The sequence below is a fragment of the Paenibacillus oryzae genome (assembly GCF_001675045.1).
GTDB classification, from domain to species: Bacteria; Bacillota; Bacilli; order Paenibacillales; family Paenibacillaceae; genus Pristimantibacillus; species Pristimantibacillus oryzae.
Map to the genome: position 1 here is coordinate 94,550 of NZ_LYPA01000045.1, position 18,806 is coordinate 113,355.

The following is an 18,806-nucleotide window of genomic DNA, read 5'->3' on the forward strand; positions in this document are numbered from 1 at the left end:
ACATCCAGCAATAAGACAAGTTCCCGATTGCCAGTTTCAACAATAAACCCACCGGCTATATCGCTTCATTTTGCAACAGCAGATGCTGACATCACAATGCCAGTCAAACATTGTTTTACAAAAGGATACAAAACAATGATGTCTTTGTTGCAAACTAACCCAAGCTAATATAGCTCCAAACGCATGGATGAGGGTATTCATTGCTGATTCTCTGCAGAAGCAGGCTCAAATCTAGACTTTCCGGTTATTCTGTGTGAAGTAAGCATCTCGCAGCCACGGCCATTCAGGATACAAAACCGTGTTTAGATGCAGGTTTAGCAGCTAAAAACAAACTATCATTTTTAGAAGGCACAAAACCAATTCAATATGTTATGTGGTAAAAATTCGACGAATATGGAATGAAATCCTGCTTGACATTATGTATCTATTATAAAATGTTTTGAGCTATTGTTCCACGTGAAACAATAGCTCAAAAATGTGTTTATTTTATATAATTGGTTGTTTTAATGGCAGCCCGGCCTTGCGAGGGAATTTCGATGGGGTATCGCCTGTTTTTTCGACAATAATAATACTTCTTTCTGATTGCTCATGAGGCAGCATAAGCTTGTGCTCCGCCTTTAATTTCCCCTTCAGCAGTTTGAAGCTTGGAGTTGCCTCCGCAATTTCATCACCGGATTGCGAACCTTTCATCGCTGCAAAAAAACCGCCTTTACGTGTAAATGGCAAACAAAACTCATTTAAAACGTTCAAGCGTGCGACGGCTCTAGCCGTAACCACATCATATTGATCACGATGAGCCGGAAGCCTGGCTATATCCTCCGCGCGGCCATGGACACAATCCACATCATTAAGTCCAAGCTCATCTTTCAACGCATTTAAAAATTGAATTCGTTTGTTTAATGAATCTACGATCACAACCTTTAAATGCGGGAAACAAATTTTTAGCGGGATGCTTGGAAATCCTGCACCTGATCCAATGTCAGCCAGGCTTCTCTGCTCCTTCATGGGAAGAAAAAAAGAAAGAGTCAGCGAATCATAAAAATGTTTTTCATATACAGCAGCCTGTTCGGTTATGCCGGTCAAATTCATTTTTTCATTCCATTCCACTAACATGGAATAATAGAGATGAAATTGCTGAAGCTGATGAGAAGAGAGGTCAATCCCTCTCTCCTTTAGCAGCTCTGTAAACCAGCCAATTGTGTTTGTTTCATTCATTGTGAACCTCTCGCAGCCGTAACCCGATTATAATGCTCCAGGTATACGAGCAGGATGGAAATGTCTGCGGGAGTAACCCCAGCAATTCGCGAAGCCTGCCCGATAGAAAGCGGGCGAATCACATCCAGCTTTTGCTTCGCCTCGGAAGCCAGACCACGGACATCGCTATAATCAATATCAGACGGGATACGCTTTTTCTCCATTTTGTTAAGACGCTCTACTTGCAGAAGCTGCTTTTCAATATATCCCGCATATTTTACGGTAATCTCCACTTGCTCCTTCATTTCTTCACTCAATTCATAAGGAGAAGGCAACACCGATTCCAAATGCTGATAAGTCACTTCTGGACGACGCAAAAGAGACAGCGCATCTCCACCTTGCACCATTGGCGCCGAACCTGCCATTTCCAGCATGGCATTCATTTCTTCGGGCTTTACTTTAGTGGAACGCAAACGTTCCGTTTCCAGCTCAACCAGCTCTTTTTTCATCATAAACTGCTTGTAGCGCTCTTCCGTAATCAATCCGATTTCGTAACCCAGTGGCGTAAGACGCAAATCTGCATTATCATGACGAAGCAGTAAACGATATTCCGCGCGGGAGGTCAATAAACGATAAGGATCATTGGTTCCTTTGGTAACCAGGTCATCAATCATGACGCCAATATAGCCCTGTGATCGGCCAATAATAACAGCCTCTTTGTTCTGTACTTTACGTGCGGCATTAATACCGGCAATGATACCTTGACCTGCCGCTTCCTCGTAACCGGAGGTTCCGTTGATTTGTCCAGCTGTGAATAACCCATCGATGACCTTGGTCTCCAAAGAAGGCCACAGCTGCGTGGGGATAACCGCATCATATTCAATCGCATATCCCGTACGCATCATCTCAACTTTTTCCAAACCTGGAATTGTGCGCAAAATACCCAACTGTACATCCTCTGGCATGCTTGTTGACAAGCCTTGTACATAATACTCCGAAGTATGTCTTCCCTCCGGCTCCAGAAAAATTTGATGCTTTGGCTTATCGGCAAAACGAACGATTTTATCCTCAATGGATGGGCAATAACGAGGTCCTGTTCCTTCAATAGCGCCAGAAAACATTGGAGCGCGATGCAGATTATCGTTAATAATTTTATGCGTATCCTCAGACGTATACGTTAACCAGCATGGTATTTGCTCAATATCGGAGGTTTTGGTTTCATGGGAGAAAAATTTCGGTTTTTCATCGCCTGGCTGAATCTCCGTTTTGGAAAAATCAATGCTGTCTTTATGCACGCGCGGAGGCGTGCCTGTTTTGAAACGAATCAGCTCCAGTCCATGTTCCTTCAGACTGGCCGAAAGCTTGATAGACGGCTGCTGATTATTAGGGCCGCTCTCATACATCAGCTCGCCCATAATGATTTTGCCCCGCAGATAGGTGCCTGTTGTTACAACTACCGCCTTGGCGCGATATTCTGCGCCTGATTTGGTAACAATACCAACGCATTTGCCATCCTCAACGATTAGTTCCTCAGCCATCCCCTGACGCAAGGTCAAATGAGGCGTCTCTTCGATTGTTTTCTTCATTAAATGCTGATATTCAAATTTATCCGCTTGAGCGCGCAAGGCATGAACAGCCGGTCCTTTGCCTGTGTTGAGCATTCTCATTTGGATAAACGTTCGATCTATATTTCGGCCCATCTCGCCGCCCAAAGCGTCTATTTCACGCACAACATGACCTTTGGCCGGACCGCCGATGGACGGATTGCATGGCATAAACGCTACCATATCCAAATTAATGGTCAGCAGCAATGTTTCACAGCCCATACGGGCGGATGCAAGAGCTGACTCGCAGCCCGCATGGCCTGCTCCAATGACGATAACCTCGTATTCTCCAGCCAAATATCTCATTACCTAACCCCCCTACTTTCCAAGACAAAATTGCGAAAAAATTTGATCAATCAACGAATCCCCTGCCTCATCGCCCAATATTTCGCCAAGCGATTCCCAAGCCAAACGCGCGTCGATTTGAATAACATCGATCGGTATGCCGCTGTAGGTTGCTTCAATGGCATCCTCCAACGACGATTTTGCACGATTTAACAGTGAAATATGTCGAACATTGCTGACATAAGTCAGATCAGCCGCTTCCAGTCCGCCTTCAAAAAATAGATCGCTAATGGATTTCTCCAATTGGTCAAGTCCGCTTTCCTGCAGCACCGACATATGCACAATAGGAGCCGTTGGCATAATTCCCGCAACCTCATCAAGCTCCAGCCGGCCCGGCAAATCGTTTTTGTTCACAATCACTATGACCTGACGGCCTTCCAATTGCTGCAGCAGCTCCCTGTCATCCGCGTGAAGGGGCTCATTATGGTTCAATAGAAGCAGAATCAAATCAGCGCCTTGAAGCGCATCGCGTGACCGCTCCACGCCAATCCTCTCCACCACATCGCTTGTTTCACGAATACCTGCCGTATCCAGCAAGCGCAAAGGGATGCCATTAATCGTAACAAACTGCTCAATTACATCCCTTGTTGTGCCAGGTATATCCGTTACAATCGCCTTTTCCTCCTGCGTGAGCACATTCATTAATGACGATTTTCCCACATTCGGGCGCCCTACAATAGCGGTCATTATACCTTCACGCAAAATTTTGCCTTCGCTCGCTGTTTTCAGCAGCTTATCCAGCTCAGCGATCGCCAGGAGACATTGCTCCCGGATATAAGCGCTGGTCATTTCCTCCACATCATGCTCCGGGTAATCGATATTAACTTCAATATGCGCAAGCAGCTCGATCACCGTTCCGCGAAGCGCCTTGATCTTCCTGGATAATAAACCTTCAGCCTGCTTTCGTGCAACCGTAAATGCGCGATCCGATTTGGAGCGAATAAGATCAATAACCGCCTCAGCCTGCATCAGATCAATTCGTCCATTCAAAAAAGCGCGTTTGGTGAACTCCCCAGGCTCCGCAATCCGAATTCCATCCTGCTGCAAAACAAGATCCAGCACCTTGCGTACTGCGATTACGCCGCCGTGCGCATTGATTTCGACAACGTCCTCGCCCGTGAAGGAGCGCGGGCCGCGCATCAGCGTAACCAGCACTTCCTCCACTTTTTCTCCGCTTACGGGATCGGTAATGTGGCCATAATGCACCGTATGCGATTCTGCGTCCTTTAGACTGATTTTGGATGCAAAAATATGATCGGCTCCGATTATCGCGTCGGGGCCGCTTATCCGAATTATCGCAATTCCGCCTTCCCCAACTGCTGTAGAGATGGCTGCAATTGTATCATGAATCATGTCCTATCACCTCTAAATCGAAAAACAGCAATGACCTCAAACCAAGCCATTGCTGTCAACTATAATTTTATCTTAGGTACGCTCAACTTCTACTTCAGTGCGATAACAACTCGACGGCTAGGCTCATCGCCTTTGCTGAAGGTTCTTACCTTGGGATGGTTCTGAAGCTGAGAATGGATAACCTTGCGTTCATGAGGCGACATCGGCTCCAGAACAACTTCCTTCCTTGTCCGGATTACGCGTCCGGCCAAGCGATCAGAAAGCTCCTCAAGCGTCTTCCGGCGCCGCTCCCGAAAATCCTCTGCATCAAGAACGATACGAACATGGCTGTCCGAGTAACGATTGGCAACAATATTAGTCAAATATTGCAAGGCATCAAGCGTGCCGCCGCGGCGTCCAATCAGCATTCCCAGCTCTCCGCCGCCCGAAACGGCCAGCAAGACGCCTTCTTTGGTTTGCTTACGCTCAATACTGGTTTCTAGTCCCATCGCTGCCGCCACTTCTTTGAGGAATGCGGTTGCTTCTTCGATGGGATCCGGAATAAGCTCTAGCTCGACCTTGGCTTCCTTGACGCCAAAAAGACCAAACAGGCCTTTGGAAGGCTGCTCCAGCACGACTTTATTAACACGATCTTCCGTTACTTGCCATTGTGCCAAGCCGTTACGCACAGCTTCTTCTATCGTTTTGCCTGATGCGACGATTTTCTTCATTTTGCAAGGACCTCCTTCTTACCCTTGTCAGATGAACGTACATACAGGAAATAATTTTGTACAATTGTATACGTGTTGCTGAACACCCAGTACAGCGGCAATGCAGCAGGGAACGACGTAGACATCACGAAAATCAACACAGGGAAGATCGCCATGATCATGCCCATGCCGGGCATTTGCTGCGTTTGCTGCTTCTGCATCATTTTGGACTGGACAAAAGTAGTAATCGCCGCAAGAATCGGCAGGAAGTACCATGGGCTTGGCTCACCGAGAACAAAACCAAAGATGGAGTCTGTCCGGATATCCTTGTTCCAGTAGATCGCATTGTAAAGTGCGATAAATACAGGCATCTGCACCAATATCGGCAAGCAGCCGGCCATTGGATTAACCTGATGAGTTTGGAACAGCTTCATTGTTTCCTCTTGCTGTTTTTGAGGGTTGTCCTTATATTTCTTCTTGATTTCCGCCATTTGCGGCTGCAGCGCCTGCATTGCCTTGGAGCTGCGGTATTGCTTCAGGGTCAGGGGCAGAATAAGCGTGCGCACGATAATCGTCAACAATAAAATCGCAAGCACATAGGAACCGCCAAACCAGCCAGCAAACGAATCAAGCGTAGTGGCGAAATAGTATACTACATATTTCTCCCAGAAGTTCCCTTTCAATAAATCTTCCGTCTCCATGGTGTGATCAGCTGGCGCACAGCCTGCAAGCAGGCCGACTAGCAAGATCATTCCAACTACCAGGAGCCACTTTTTCGTTGAATTCCGAAACAAAATCCAATCTCCTCTCTGAGAGCCTTAACATAGTCTACTCCACCATTGACTATACCACAATTAAAAACACAAATAAACAAGCAGGCTCGGCGTACCTGCATGAGAATATACAAAAAGTCCTTCCTCCATTAAAAATCAACCCTTATATAGAAAGAGGACTTTTAACTATTTAAGCAATCCCGCTCTCTTTAATACATGCTGTATGCTTTTTTCCATTTCCCGCAATGTCATGGCCGTTGCCGGTTTTCGAACAATGAGGATCAGATCGGTTTGCGGTATAATCCGATCCTCCATATGACGAACAATTTCCTTCACCATACGTCTCATTCGGTTGCGAACAACCGCATTGCCGATTTTTTTGCTGGCGGATACGCCAAGCCGGAATGGATCGGCATTCCTCTGTCTGGACCAATACACAACAAATTGTCCATTGGCGAACGACTTGCCGCCCCGGTATATCCGGCTGAAATCTGCACGGTTTCGCAAACGCAATTTTCTACGCACAGCTGACTCCACCATTCGTTCTTAAAGTACAACCTTTTAAGGCGTGTCGCCCTAAATGAAAATAAAAAAAAGACCACCGGAAGTGGTCTCATGCTTACGCGCTCAGAACTTTTCTACCCTTTTGACGACGAGCCGCCAAAACTTTGCGACCGTTCTTCGAGCTCATCCGTTTGCGGAAGCCATGCACTTTCGCACGTTTGCTGACATTTGGTTTAAATGTAGGTCTCATTAAGCTGCACCTCCTATTAACGCATTCTTGCATAAACGGCAACAGGCCGTATGGTTCGCAAAAATCACTTTTATTATTAAACCACGCCAGCACTGAAAAGTCAATCTCTCCATTATTCGTAAAATTGGAATGACCTCATGAATGCCCAAGGAGTTAATTCAAGCTGTGGATAACAGACTTTTAAGGCTTCATTCGCCAAAAATTAATAACATGTGGACAATTTTTTCGTGTCTGGAGCGAACTTTGTCGAATTCTTAACATGATATAAACAATATCTAGTATTGTCGATAAGATTTATACACAAGCTGTTGAGAATGTGGATAATATGCTTAAATTCGTTGAAATATAAGGCGTCATTTGCTATGATGGATATGTTTTCGTTGTGGATGGACTACTTCTTTCCACAATCTTATTAACAGGTTGTGGATAACATTGTGAACAAACTCATCCCCTGTTTATGAATCTTACCATAAAATCCGTCATAATGTGGACGGCTTCGTCTGAACGCCGCCCTATTCGACATATTTTCCGCGCGTACCGCGCCCTCAAGCAAGTGACGATTAAGGAGTGACAGTCTGTGGACAGCCATACCTACGATTTATGGCAACAAGTATTGTCAATCATCCAAACGAAGCTCAGCAAACCAAGCTTTGACACCTGGTTCAAGGCGACCAAAGCTTCTTTTCGCGATGATTCCCTACTTGAAATAACAGCGCCGACAACTTTTGCCGCAGAATGGCTGGAAGGACGATATACTAATCTGATCAGAAAAACGCTTCAGGAATTTCTGGGAAGACAGGTCGACGTAAAATTTTCAATTGAAGAACCAAAATCGGTGGAGCAAAACCTTATACCGCCGCCAAAGCCGGTTCAAGCTCCCATAATGAGCGACGAGCCCCATATCCATATGCTTAACCCAAAATATACATTTGATACGTTTGTCGTTGGCGTCAATAACCGCTTTGCCCATGCGGCCTCTCTCGCCGTGGCGGAAGCCCCGGCCAAAACGTACAACCCGCTGTTTCTTTACGGCGGAGTCGGCCTCGGCAAAACGCATCTGATGCACGCCATCGGACATTTTATAATGGAGCATAATCCCGATACCAAGGTGCTTTACATCTCGTCCGAAAAGTTTACGAATGAGTTCATCAACGCCATTCGCGACAGTCAGGGCGAAAGCTTCCGCACCAGATACCGCAACATCGACGTTTTGCTCATTGACGACATCCAGTTTCTCGCCGGCAAGGAGCAGACGCAGGAGGAGTTTTTCCACACCTTCAACGCCCTGCATGAGGCGCGCAAGCAAATTGTTATCTCCAGCGACCGCCCGCCAAAAGAAATCCCGACCCTTGAGGACCGGCTGCGCTCGCGGTTTGAATGGGGACTGATTACGGATATCCAGGCGCCGGATCTGGAAACGCGCATCGCGATTCTGCGCAAAAAGGCGCGCTCCGAAAATTTAGATATTCCAAACGAAGCCATGAACTATATCGCCAGCCAGATCGACACCAACATCCGCGAGCTGGAGGGCGCGCTCATAAGGGTTGTCGCCTACTCTTCCTTAATGAATGCCGACATTACCTCGCATTTGGCGGCGGAGGCGCTTAAGGATATCATTCCATCCAGCCGTCCGCGAATGATCACGATTAACGACATTCAGACCAAAGTTGGTGAATTTTACGGTCTGCGCCTGGAAGAATTCAAAGCGAGAAAAAGGACAAAGGCTGTTGCATATCCGCGCCAGATAGCCATGTATCTGTCTCGCGAGCTGACGGATTATTCCTTGCCCAAAATCGGGGAAGCGTTTGGCGGCCGCGATCATACTACTGTTATTCATGCCCATGAAAAAATTACTCAGCAATTAAAGCTGGATCAGGATCTCGGGAAGATTATCCAAAATTTGATTGAAAAAATTAAAAATCATATGTGAACAACGAAGCAAGCCTATACACACACTATGCACATGTGGATAGGCTTGCTTCATCCCTGTTCCATGGGGTTATCCACATATTCAGGCCCCCTACTGCTACTACTACTAAAATTCTTTAAAAAAATACCGTCTTAATAGCAGTAAACGAACATTAAAAACCGCAAAATCCGAATTCCAAAGAAACGGGTGAAAAGATGAAATTAACCATCTCCAAAAACGAATTAAACGATGCGATTCAACAAGTCGCCAAAGCTGTATCGCCACGGCCTGCCATTCCAATACTTGGAGGCATCAAAATAGATGTAAATCATCAATACGTAACGTTAACCGCCAGCGATACTGATATATCTATTCAAAGCTTTGTTTCCGTAGAACAAGGAGACAAAATTATTGCTCAAATCGACAAACCCGGAAGCGTTGTGCTTCCCGCCAAGTTTTTTGTGGAAATTGTCAAAAAGCTGCCGTCGGATCAAGTCGCCATTGAAGTAACAGGCCAATTCCAAACGGTTATTTCCTCCGGCTCATCGGAAATTCAAATGGTGGGGCTGGATCCCGAAGAATACCCTGTTCTGCCCTCCGTGGATCAAAATCAAATGATTCAAATTCCAGGCGACTTGATTAAGTCCATGATTCGCCAAACGGTGCTTGCAGCTTCAACAAGCGAGCAAACCCCTATTCTTACCGGTGTTTTGTGGAATCTTAACGAAGGCGAACTGAAGTTTACCGCTACGGACCGCCATCGTCTTGCAAGCCGTACGACAAAGGTTGATCTGGACAGCTCCTATCATTTCAGCAATATTGTTATTTCGGCCAAAACACTGGTTGAGCTGTCCCGGTTGATTCCGGATCAAAATACGATGGTTGACGTAGTTGTCGCCGATAACCAGGTTTTGTTCAAAGTGGACAACATTCTGTTTTACACGCGCATACTGGACGGAACCTATCCCGATACATCCAAAATCATTCCCAGCTCCTATGAAACCGAGCTTGTGCTGAACACTAAAAATTTGATGGACGCAATCGACCGCGCTTATTTGATGTCCCGCGAGGAAAAAACAAACATTGTTCGTCTGACGACGCTGGAAAGCGGAGGCATTGAAATTTCCTCCAGCTCTACGGAGCTTGGGCGGGTAACGGAGCAGCTGGATGCTTCGCAGATGTCGGGCCAGCCGCTACGAATTGCGTTTAACTCCAAATATATGCTGGACGTACTGAAAGTAATCGACAGCGAGCAGCTGTTTATTGGTTTTACAGGAGCTATGCGCCCCATCATTATCCGGCCAATGGACCATGATTTCAGCATGTATGTCATTCTGCCATATCGGACAACCGGCTAAGGGAAACCGCCATTTGGAAGGGAGGCAAAAAATAATGAAGGAAATCGGCATTGATACGGAATATATTGCGTTAGGACAATTTTTGAAGCTTTCAGATTGCATATCCACAGGTGGACAAGCGAAATTTTTTCTGCAGGAGGCAGTTGTCCACATTAACGGCGAGCCTGACAACCGTCGCGGCCGCAAGCTGTATCCCGGGGACAAGGTGGAAGTGGAAGGCTGCGGCGCTTTTATCGTAACGGCAAAATAAAGCGTGAAGCGGGCCGGGAGGGCGTAACGTGTTTTTGAAAAGCATTGCTTTGCAAAATTATCGCAACTATGAAAGCCTGGAGCTGGAAACGAGCAACGGAGTAAACGTATTTCTGGGGCCTAATGCACAAGGAAAAACAAATCTCCTGGAAGCTATATTTGTATTGGCTCTATCGAAGTCGCATCGCACCTCCAAGGACAAGGAGCTAATCGGCTGGCAGGGAGACGCAGCCCGAATCAGCGCAGCAGCGGATAAGCGCTACGGAACGGTTACGCTGGATCTGGCTTTTTCCTCTCAAGGAAAAAAGGCCAGAATCAACGGGCTGGAGCAGCGTAAGCTGAGCGATTTTATAGGTTCAATTAACGTCGTCATGTTTGCACCCGAGGATTTGGAAATTGTGAAAGGAACGCCGGGCGTACGCCGCAGATTTCTGGATATGGAAATCGGGCAGGTACAGCCCGGCTATCTGTATACGCTCCAGCAATACGGAAAAGTGCTGCAGCAGCGCAACAACTACCTGAAATCCGGCAGCGGCGGCAAAATGAACGAAACGATGATGGATATATGGAATATGCAGCTGGTAGAACATGGTGTTAAAATTATGAAAAAAAGGAAAGACTTTATACAGAAGCTGCAAGGTTTTGCGGAACAAATTCATGCCGGCATTACGGGAGGCTCGGAGAAGCTTTCTATCGCCTACCGGCCTTCCTTCGAATGCGACCTCGAACAAGATGAAACTGTTTTATTTGAGCAATTTATGTTAAAGTTAACACAGGTGAAAGATCAGGAGATTCGGAGAGGAGTCACGCTTGCGGGACCGCATCGGGACGATCTTGCTTTTTTCATTAACGGCAAGGAGGCCCATATCTTCGGTTCGCAAGGACAGCAGCGGACAACGGCATTGTCGCTTAAGCTGGCGGAGATCGAGCTGATTCGGGAAGAAATCGGCGAATATCCGTTATTGCTGCTGGATGACGTATTGTCGGAGCTCGACCAGAACCGGCAAACCCAATTGATAGAAACCTTTCAAAGCAAGGTGCAAACCTTTATTACAACGACCGGCCTGGAGAGCGTCAACATGAGCAAGCTCCACGATGCCGGCATCTATTATGTGCGCGAAGGCAGAGTGACTAGGTAGCAAACACGCCCTAGAAGAGGTGAGACGGCATGTATATTCATCTTGGCGGCGAAAAGATCATTCGCACGTCGGAGCTCGTTGCCATTTTCGATATTTCAATCGAGCAGTCTTCCAAGCTTTCCAAGCAATTTGTTGCGGGAGCCCGCAAACGCAAGGATGTAGAGACGATTGGCGAGGAAGAGCCCAAGTCCATCGTCGTCACCAAAAAACGGATTTATTATTCGCCGATTTCGTCCTCAACGCTTAAGAAGAGGGCGCATCAGTTTGTAGCGAATGGATAGGAACAGGAAGAGCAGTTGAGAGGAGCAGTGAACTTGCATGTCTTTGGAACAGCATACGTATGACGAGAGTCAGATTCAGGTTCTGGAAGGATTGGAGGCCGTTCGCAAACGTCCGGGGATGTATATCGGATCCACCAGCGGAAAGGGTCTTCACCATCTGGTATGGGAAGTTGTCGATAACAGTATTGACGAGGCGCTCGCCGGCTACTGCAACAAAATCGATGTGATCGTTCACGAAAATAATAGTATCACCGTTATCGACAACGGCCGGGGCATTCCGGTGGGGATGAATACCAAGCTCCAGAAGTCGACGCTTGAAGTCGTTATGACCGTTCTCCATGCGGGCGGCAAGTTTGGCGGCGAAGGCTACAAGGTTTCCGGCGGTCTTCACGGGGTCGGCGTATCCGTAGTCAACGCGTTGTCGGAGCATGTCGTTGTTCAGGTTAGCCGCGAGGGCAAGGTGCATCAGCAGGAATATCGCCGCGGCATCCCGCAATACGATGTCCGGGTTGTTGGCGAAAGCGAAACAACGGGTACCAAAACAACGTTCCTTCCCGACCCGGAAGTGTTTACGGACACAACCGTTTTTGAATACGATACGCTTCAAAACCGCATTCGCGAGCTGGCGTTTCTGAACAAGGGCATTGAGCTTACGTTAACTGATGAACGGACGGGCGTATCCAATTCCTTTAAATACGACGGCGGCATTATCGAGTTCGTCAAATATTTGAATCGCAACCGCGAGGTTATCCACGAGGAGCCGATTTATGTTGAAGGCTCCAAGGATCATATCCAGGTGGAGGTGTCGCTCCAATACAATGACGGATATACCGAAAATATTTATTCCTTCGCGAACAATATCAACACGCATGAAGGTGGCACGCATGAATCCGGGTTCAAAAGCGCGCTTACCCGCATCATTAACGACTATGCCCGTAAAAACAATCTGATCAAGGACAACGACTCCAATTTCTCCGGCGATGATGTGCGCGAAGGCTTGACCGCCATCATTTCCGTTAAAATTCCGGAGCCGCAATTTGAAGGTCAGACAAAAACCAAGCTGGGCAACAGCGAGGTTCGCGGCATCGTTGAATCGTTTTTTGCGGAAAAGCTGCAGGAGTTTCTGGAAGAGAACCCCGCGGTTTCCCGCAAAGTTGTGGAAAAGGGTCTTCAAGCGGCCCGCGCCCGCGAGGCGGCTCGCAAGGCGCGCGAGCTGACGCGGCGCAAAAGCGCGCTTGAGGTAGGCTCGCTTCCCGGCAAGCTGGCGGACTGCTCCTCCAAGGATGCCTCCATCAGCGAGCTGTACATTGTCGAAGGAGATTCTGCGGGCGGCTCTGCCAAACAAGGACGCGATCGTCATTTCCAGGCGATTTTGCCTCTGAGGGGTAAAATTCTGAACGTGGAAAAAGCCCGCCTTGACCGTATTTTGGGCAATGCGGAGATTCGCTCCATCATTACGGCGCTTGGCACGGGCATCAGCGATGATTTTGACCTTGCAAAAGCCAGGTACCACAAAATCATTATTATGACGGACGCCGACGTTGACGGAGCGCATATTCGGACGCTGCTGCTCACCTTCTTCTACCGTTACATGCGTGAAATTATTGAAGCCGGCTATATCTATATCGCGCAGCCGCCGCTTTTCAAAATTGAACGCAATAAAAACGTGCGTTATGCGTTGACGGAGGAAGAACGCGACGTCATTCTTGCAGAATTCGGCGAAGGCGTTAAGGTCAACATCCAGCGTTACAAAGGTTTGGGCGAGATGGATGCCGTACAGCTTTGGGAAACAACGATGGATCCCGAAAGCAGGTCCATGCTTCAAGTTTCCATTGAGGACGCGATAGAGGCCGATCTCATTTTTGATACGCTAATGGGCGACAATGTTGATCCGCGCCGCGATTTTATCCAGAAATACGCGCGTTACGTTACGAATCTCGATATTTAATCCATGGTAGGAGCAGCAGCCTTGATGCAAGGCGGACTGCTCCTTTCGATCTATTTGGTCCCCAATTTTGCGTCGAGGCTATCGTTTCTTGCTGGCGGGGTGCAAGGCAAGCCTGCTCCTCTTATTTGCTTTTTCGTTTGATGCCGCCATAAGCTCTGGCGTAGGAAACAACTTTACGATGCATGCTTTTGTCGGACAGCTTGTTAAAAATATAGGGATGCGGCTTCGTATTCACTTCAAGCACCCATGGCTTCAGCCTCGTATCGATCGCAACGTCGACGCCCAGCTCCTTCAGGCCGGGATAGGCGGTAGACAGCTGTTTTCCGATTGCTACACCCAGCGTTCTCAGCTTCCCGAGATATCCGTTCATTTCGCTCCCGGAGAGATGACCGGCCATCAATTGCTGGAAGGACATCATCGTGCCGCCGTTATGGTAATTGGTCACGATTTTATCGGGATGGGAAAGCCGGCCGATTATGCCCGTTGTTTCCCAAGAGCCGCGCGGATTGCGTTGGACCATTACCCTCAGATCAAAGCGGCGCTTCCGATGCTTGAGCAGATGGATGCCTTGCTGCACCAAATAGTTTCGAGTTCCCGTTATTCGCTGCAGCCCTCTGTACAGCTCGTCGAACGATGAAGCGTGTTGCTCGCTAGTACCGGTTTGGTAGCGATAAGAGGAATCTTTTGCGGCCTCTACGCGAATAACGCCTTTGCCAAATGTGCCGGACATCGGTTTGACGTAAACCATCCCGTACTCCTGGAGCAGACTATGCAAGCTGTCACGATTGAAAACCTTGGTTAGCGGTATGGATGGAACAAGCTTGGGTGATTTCATGAGCACTTTGGTTTTGGCCCACTTGCTTCTTACCCGTCTAATAGACAATTTACAGACACCTCGTTTTCCATATGGAGATTTATTAAGCTGTACAAACAGGCGGGGCAAGACAGAGTTTGGAATGAATGGTATAATAAAAGGGCAGTCTGTTTACTTTATGTCGTCCCTGGACGGATGGGGAGGGCAAGTTTGCCTATTTTCAAAATAACTATTGTTTACTTCTGGAAGCCGTGTTTAGAGACTTCGGCTTTGTGAAAGAAATAGAGGTAACGGACTACAAGTTTGTGGGATAGATAAGGTCAAGGAGGTTAAGCATGGCGGAAGAACAACGAATGTCAGTGACAAACCGTGATATCGGCACGGAGATGCGCGATTCCTTTATGGCTTATTCGATGAGCATCATCGTAAGCCGCGCTTTGCCCGATGTAAGGGACGGGCTGAAGCCGGTTCACCGCCGTATCTTGTACGCGATGTCCGAGCTTGGGATGTCGCCGGACAAGCCGCATAAAAAGTCGGCGAGAATCGTCGGCGAAGTCATCGGCAAGTACCATCCGCACGGCGACTCTGCCGTCTATGAATCCATGGTACGGATGGCGCAAGACTTCTCCATGCGCTATATGCTGGTAGATGGCCACGGCAACTTTGGCTCTATCGATGGCGATATGGCGGCGGCAATGCGGTACACGGAGGCCAGGTTGTCGAAGATGGCGATGGAGCTTCTTCGCGACATCAACAAGGAAACGATCGATTTTAAGCCGAACTATGACGGCGAGGAGCAGGAGCCAGTTGTGCTTCCTTCCCGCTTTCCCAATTTGCTTGTTAATGGCGTAACCGGCATTGCGGTAGGCATGGCCACAAATATTCCTCCTCACAATCTGGTAGAGGTTATTGACGGATTGCAAGCTATGATTGTTAATCCCGATATTACGCCGCTGGAGCTGATGGAGTTTGTTAAAGGGCCGGATTTCCCGACCGCCGGATTTGTTATGGGGCTGCAAGGTATACGGCAGGCCTATTTGACAGGCCGCGGCTCTGTCACTATGCGTGCGCGCGCAACAATTGAAGAAAATAACGGAAAAGCCCGCATCTTGATTCATGAGCTTCCATATCAGGTCATCAAGGCGAGATTGGTTGAAAAAATAGCGGAATTGGTCCGCGAGAAAAAGCTGGACGGCATTACCGACCTGCGCGATGAGTCCGATCGCAACGGCATGCGGGTTGTCATCGAGCTGCGCCGCGACGTCAATCCAAGCGTTGTGCTTAACAATTTGTACAAGCATACGCAATTGCAGTCCAATTTTGGCATCAATATGCTGGCACTCGTAAATGGCGAGCCTAAAACGTTGAACCTGCGGGAAATGCTTTATCATTACCTGCAGCATCAAATCGAGGTTATCCGCAGACGGACAGAATATGATTTGAAGAAGGCTGAAGCCAGAGCTCATATTCTGGAAGGCTTGCGCATCGCGCTGGATAATCTGGACGAGGTTATCGCCCTTATTCGCGGCTCCCGTACGACTGAGGAAGCGCGCGAGGGCTTGATTACCCGGTTTTCGCTCAGCCTTGAGCAGGCGCAGGCGATTCTGGATATGCGTTTGCAGCGCCTTACCGGTCTGGAACGCGACAAGATCGAAGCGGAGTATAACGAGCTTCAGGTCAAAATTGCGGAATACAAAGCCATTTTGGGAGACGAAAAGCTTGTGCTTGATATTATCAGTACGGAGCTGAATGAAATCAAGGAGCGCTTCGGAGACGAGCGCCGTACGGAAATTACGGCAAGCGACGATGAGATATTGGATGAGGATTTGATTCCGCGCGAGGACGTTATCATCTCCATTACTCATTCCGGCTATATCAAGCGTCTTCCGGTTACGACCTATCGAAGCCAGAAGCGGGGCGGACGCGGCGTAGTGGGCATGGATACCAAAGAGCATGATTTTGTGGAGCATCTTTTTGTATCCAATACGCATCACTTCCTGCTGTTCTTCACCAATAAAGGCAAGGTGTACAAGCTGAAGGCTTACGAAATTCCGGATTTAAGCCGGACCGCGCGAGGTACGCCAATCATTAATCTGATTCAGATTGAGCAAGGCGAAACGATTAATGCGGTTATTCCCGTACAGGCCTTCGACTCTGATCATTACCTGTTCTTCGCTACACGCCAAGGCGTTGTGAAGAAGACGCCGCTTGATGATTACGTCAATATCCGCAAGGTTGGTCTTATTGCCATTTCCTTGCGCGAGGATGATGATCTGATCGGCGTTAAGCTGACGGACGGCAATCAGGAAATCATTATGGGAACCAGTCAAGGCATGTCGATTCGGTTCTCGGAGAATGATGTTCGTTCCATGGGACGGTCCGCAACAGGCGTGAAGGGCATCGGACTGGACGATGATGATGTTGTTATCGATATGGACGTCGTTCAGAAGGATAAAAACATACTGATCGTAACCTCCAAAGGTTACGGCAAGCGTACGCCGGAAGCCGAATACCGGATTCAGAACCGCGGCGGCAAAGGCATCAAAACGTTGAACGTCACCGATAAAAACGGACCAATCGTTGCGCTCAAGGTGGTTGAGAATGACGAGGATCTGATGATTATGACGGCGCTTGGCACATTGATCCGCACCAGCATGGACGGCATTTCTTCCATGGGCCGCAACACGCAAGGCGTCAGACTTATTCATACCCGCGAAGACGATACCGTTGCAACGGTTACTCGGGTAGCGCGCAGCGAGGAAAACGAAAACCTGGACGAAGCGCAAGAAGACGGGGAAAACGATTCCCAGCAATAAGCACCAAAATGAATACGGGAATTAAGGGAGAGGACATCCGTGGGAACGGTAATTGTTGAGCAGCTTAAGCCAGGAGATAAACTGGAAGAAGATGTCCTTACCTCGTCTGGCAACGTTTTGCTTCAGAAGGGCAAGGTGATCTCGTCCAGGGAATTGGAAATCTTGCAAGCCTTCCTTATATCGAACGTTAAGGTTGAAAATAGCGCGGCCGATCCCAAAGCGGCGGAGGAAACTGTTGAGGAGCCTGCACCTGCAGCCAAAGGGCAGGCTCCGGCAACGCCTTTGCAGCAGGAATATGAAAAGATGGTTGAAGTGCTGCGGACTATTTTTAATTCGCAGGTTACGGGACAAGGCATGCCTATTATGGATATAAGAGTGCAATTGGAAAAGCTGCTTCAGCACATAGAAAGCTATAAGGTGCTGAGCTTTGTTCCAAGGCCATTCCCGGAAAGAGACTATCTGCTTCATAATAGCGTCGAGTCTGCAATGACCTCCTATTTGATTGCGCAGTGGGTCGGTTTTCCGCAGAAAGAATGGATGCAGGTTGCCCTTGCTGGTCTGCTCAAGGATATTGGGAATGTGCGCATTGACAAGGGTATTCTGTATAAGCCAAATGGTCTTACTCAGGATGAAGCCGAGGAAATGAAACGCCATACCGTTCTTGGTTATCAGCTTCTCAAAAATGTAGCCGCGCTTAACGAAGGCGCTAAGCTGGCTGCGCTTCAGCATCACGAAAAAATTGACGGAAGCGGCTATCCGCTAGGGATTGATTCCACTAAAATTCATCCCTATGCCAAAATCGTCGGAATCGCGGATATCTTCCATGCAATGACGCTGAACAAGTCCTACCGTAAAGCTGCATCTCCTTATTTGGTGCTGGAGCAGTTGATGTCGGAATCGTTCGGCAAGCTGGATGCAGGATATGTGAGGACCTTTGTGGAGAAGGTAACTCAGATTAGCAACGGTACTTTTGTTCGGCTGAGCGATGACCGCGTTGGCGAAATTGTATTTTGCGAACGGTCTTATCCGACGCGTCCTTGGGTTTCCGTAGATGGGACAATCGTTAATTTGACGGTGGAGCGCAATCTTCATATTAAAGAAGTCGTTAAGTAAACGTTTGATAAAAGCCTGTGTCCGAAGCTCCATCTGGAGACTTTGGATCATCAGGCTTTTTTGTTTTGTTGGGGTAGACAGTGCATTGGTTACCTGCATTGGAATGCTTCATAAATGATTGGGGTCCCCCCTCGCGCAATTAGTGCTTTCTTGAAGGAAACAAAGCCATAAACGATAATGCTTTTAAAAGATAATGCTTTTATTAGAAGAAGTTATATGAAGTTCTGAAATAATCCTGGTTAAAAATCGATGAAAAACCTTGATTTAGAGCCTTTCTTAGGAGATATTTCTTAGGTGATAAGGACTCATTATTTTGGGGAGATTTTGAAGGTAGAAAATAATTATAAATAAATTTTAAAAAATACTTGCAATACTCTAGGCGCCTATGTTATATTATTTAAGTCGCCGCTGAGACATGCGGTGTACACGGAACAAAACGAAACAAAAGCTTGTTCTTTGAAAACTGA

General features: G+C 47.8%; 16 protein-coding genes. 8 read left to right on the plus strand and 8 right to left on the minus strand.

The features are described from left to right. Window positions 1-486: 486 nt before the first annotated feature. From rsmG to rpmH, 7 genes are all read right to left on the minus strand, one after another. The gene (gene rsmG / locus A7K91_RS08355) at window positions 487-1,215 is read right to left on the minus strand and encodes a 16S rRNA (guanine(527)-N(7))-methyltransferase RsmG (RefSeq protein WP_068681587.1); all 729 of its coding nucleotides are present in this window, start codon (window positions 1,213-1,215) and stop codon (window positions 487-489) included. Beyond that, window positions 1,212-3,104: a tRNA uridine-5-carboxymethylaminomethyl(34) synthesis enzyme MnmG gene (gene mnmG, locus A7K91_RS08360; protein WP_068681589.1), complete on the minus strand. Its 1,893-nt coding sequence runs from the start codon at window positions 3,102-3,104 to the stop codon at window positions 1,212-1,214. The genes rsmG and mnmG overlap by 4 nt, the downstream gene beginning before the upstream one ends. Window positions 3,105-3,116: 12 nt before the next feature. Next, window positions 3,117-4,496: a tRNA uridine-5-carboxymethylaminomethyl(34) synthesis GTPase MnmE gene (gene mnmE, locus A7K91_RS08365; RefSeq protein WP_068681591.1), complete on the minus strand. Its 1,380-nt coding sequence runs from the start codon at window positions 4,494-4,496 to the stop codon at window positions 3,117-3,119. An 89-nt stretch (window positions 4,497-4,585) separates the two neighbouring features. Next, window positions 4,586-5,206: an RNA-binding cell elongation regulator Jag/EloR gene (gene jag, locus A7K91_RS08370; RefSeq protein WP_068681593.1), complete on the minus strand. Its 621-nt coding sequence runs from the start codon at window positions 5,204-5,206 to the stop codon at window positions 4,586-4,588. Then, window positions 5,203-5,937: a YidC/Oxa1 family membrane protein insertase gene (locus A7K91_RS08375; RefSeq protein WP_068681634.1), complete on the minus strand. Its 735-nt coding sequence runs from the start codon at window positions 5,935-5,937 to the stop codon at window positions 5,203-5,205. The genes jag and A7K91_RS08375 overlap by 4 nt, the downstream gene beginning before the upstream one ends. Window positions 5,938-6,144: 207 nt before the next feature. Next, on the minus strand, window positions 6,145-6,483 hold the full coding sequence (gene rnpA / locus A7K91_RS08385; RefSeq protein WP_068681597.1) for a ribonuclease P protein component: 339 nt from the start codon (window positions 6,481-6,483) through the stop codon (window positions 6,145-6,147). A gap of 94 nt (window positions 6,484-6,577) precedes the next feature. Further along, window positions 6,578-6,712 (minus strand): 50S ribosomal protein L34, encoded by a 135-nt coding sequence (gene rpmH, locus A7K91_RS08390; RefSeq protein WP_068681599.1) that lies wholly within the window; start codon window positions 6,710-6,712, stop codon window positions 6,578-6,580. 577 nt (window positions 6,713-7,289) lie between these two features. On the opposite strand from rpmH, the gene dnaA reads away from it, so the two are divergent. From dnaA to gyrB, 6 genes are all read left to right on the plus strand, one after another. After that, entirely contained in the window at window positions 7,290-8,642 is a 1,353-nt protein-coding gene (gene dnaA, locus A7K91_RS08395; protein WP_068681601.1) for a chromosomal replication initiator protein DnaA, read from the plus strand. 194 nt (window positions 8,643-8,836) lie between these two features. Beyond that, window positions 8,837-9,979, plus strand: coding sequence for a DNA polymerase III subunit beta (dnaN, locus tag A7K91_RS08400; RefSeq protein ID WP_068681603.1), 1,143 nt, complete (start codon window positions 8,837-8,839; stop codon window positions 9,977-9,979). A gap of 34 nt (window positions 9,980-10,013) precedes the next feature. Next, on the plus strand, window positions 10,014-10,229 hold the full coding sequence (gene yaaA / locus A7K91_RS08405) for a S4 domain-containing protein YaaA (RefSeq protein ID WP_068681605.1): 216 nt from the start codon (window positions 10,014-10,016) through the stop codon (window positions 10,227-10,229). A gap of 28 nt (window positions 10,230-10,257) precedes the next feature. Continuing rightward, on the plus strand, window positions 10,258-11,367 hold the full coding sequence (gene recF, locus A7K91_RS08410) for a DNA replication/repair protein RecF (RefSeq protein WP_068681608.1): 1,110 nt from the start codon (window positions 10,258-10,260) through the stop codon (window positions 11,365-11,367). A gap of 29 nt (window positions 11,368-11,396) precedes the next feature. Beyond that, window positions 11,397-11,648, plus strand: coding sequence for an extracellular matrix regulator RemB (gene remB / locus A7K91_RS08415; protein WP_068681609.1), 252 nt, complete (start codon window positions 11,397-11,399; stop codon window positions 11,646-11,648). A 37-nt stretch (window positions 11,649-11,685) separates the two neighbouring features. Further along, window positions 11,686-13,596 carry a DNA topoisomerase (ATP-hydrolyzing) subunit B gene (gyrB, locus tag A7K91_RS08420; RefSeq protein ID WP_068681611.1) on the plus strand — a complete coding sequence of 637 codons (1,911 nt, stop codon included), beginning with the start codon at window positions 11,686-11,688 and terminating at the stop codon, window positions 13,594-13,596. A gap of 121 nt (window positions 13,597-13,717) precedes the next feature. Here the strand turns inward: gyrB and A7K91_RS08425 are convergent, their stop codons facing one another. Continuing rightward, complete coding sequence (locus A7K91_RS08425) at window positions 13,718-14,479, minus strand: YheC/YheD family protein (protein WP_068681613.1); 762 nt, start codon at window positions 14,477-14,479, stop codon at window positions 13,718-13,720. Between the two features lie 266 nt (window positions 14,480-14,745). On the opposite strand from A7K91_RS08425, the gene gyrA reads away from it, so the two are divergent. Together gyrA and A7K91_RS08435 are read left to right on the plus strand one after the other, a co-directional pair. Further along, window positions 14,746-17,226, plus strand: a complete 2,481-nt coding sequence (gene gyrA / locus A7K91_RS08430) for a DNA gyrase subunit A (RefSeq protein ID WP_068681615.1) — start codon at window positions 14,746-14,748, stop codon at window positions 17,224-17,226. A 39-nt stretch (window positions 17,227-17,265) separates the two neighbouring features. Next, the gene (locus tag A7K91_RS08435) at window positions 17,266-18,339 is read left to right on the plus strand and encodes an HD-GYP domain-containing protein (RefSeq protein ID WP_068681617.1); all 1,074 of its coding nucleotides are present in this window, start codon (window positions 17,266-17,268) and stop codon (window positions 18,337-18,339) included. Window positions 18,340-18,806 lie beyond the last annotated feature (467 nt).

What these genes read in the sequence shown, in the direction of transcription:
- rsmG (WP_068681587.1), bottom strand. Translation starts at nt 1,215, where the DNA reads ATGAATGAAACAAACACAATTGGCTGGTTTACAGAGCTGCTAAAGGAG.
- mnmG (WP_068681589.1), bottom strand. Translation starts at nt 3,104, where the DNA reads ATGAGATATTTGGCTGGAGAATACGAGGTTATCGTCATTGGAGCAGGC.
- mnmE (WP_068681591.1), bottom strand. Translation starts at nt 4,496, where the DNA reads ATGATTCATGATACAATTGCAGCCATCTCTACAGCAGTTGGGGAAGGC.
- jag (WP_068681593.1), bottom strand. Translation starts at nt 5,206, where the DNA reads ATGAAGAAAATCGTCGCATCAGGCAAAACGATAGAAGAAGCTGTGCGT.
- A7K91_RS08375 (WP_068681634.1), bottom strand. Translation starts at nt 5,937, where the DNA reads ATGATCTTGCTAGTCGGCCTGCTTGCAGGCTGTGCGCCAGCTGATCAC.
- rpmH (WP_068681599.1), bottom strand. Translation starts at nt 6,712, where the DNA reads ATGAGACCTACATTTAAACCAAATGTCAGCAAACGTGCGAAAGTGCAT.
- dnaN (WP_068681603.1), top strand. Translation starts at nt 8,837, where the DNA reads ATGAAATTAACCATCTCCAAAAACGAATTAAACGATGCGATTCAACAA.
- yaaA (WP_068681605.1), top strand. Translation starts at nt 10,014, where the DNA reads ATGAAGGAAATCGGCATTGATACGGAATATATTGCGTTAGGACAATTT.
- remB (WP_068681609.1), top strand. Translation starts at nt 11,397, where the DNA reads ATGTATATTCATCTTGGCGGCGAAAAGATCATTCGCACGTCGGAGCTC.
- gyrB (WP_068681611.1), top strand. Translation starts at nt 11,686, where the DNA reads ATGTCTTTGGAACAGCATACGTATGACGAGAGTCAGATTCAGGTTCTG.
- gyrA (WP_068681615.1), top strand. Translation starts at nt 14,746, where the DNA reads ATGGCGGAAGAACAACGAATGTCAGTGACAAACCGTGATATCGGCACG.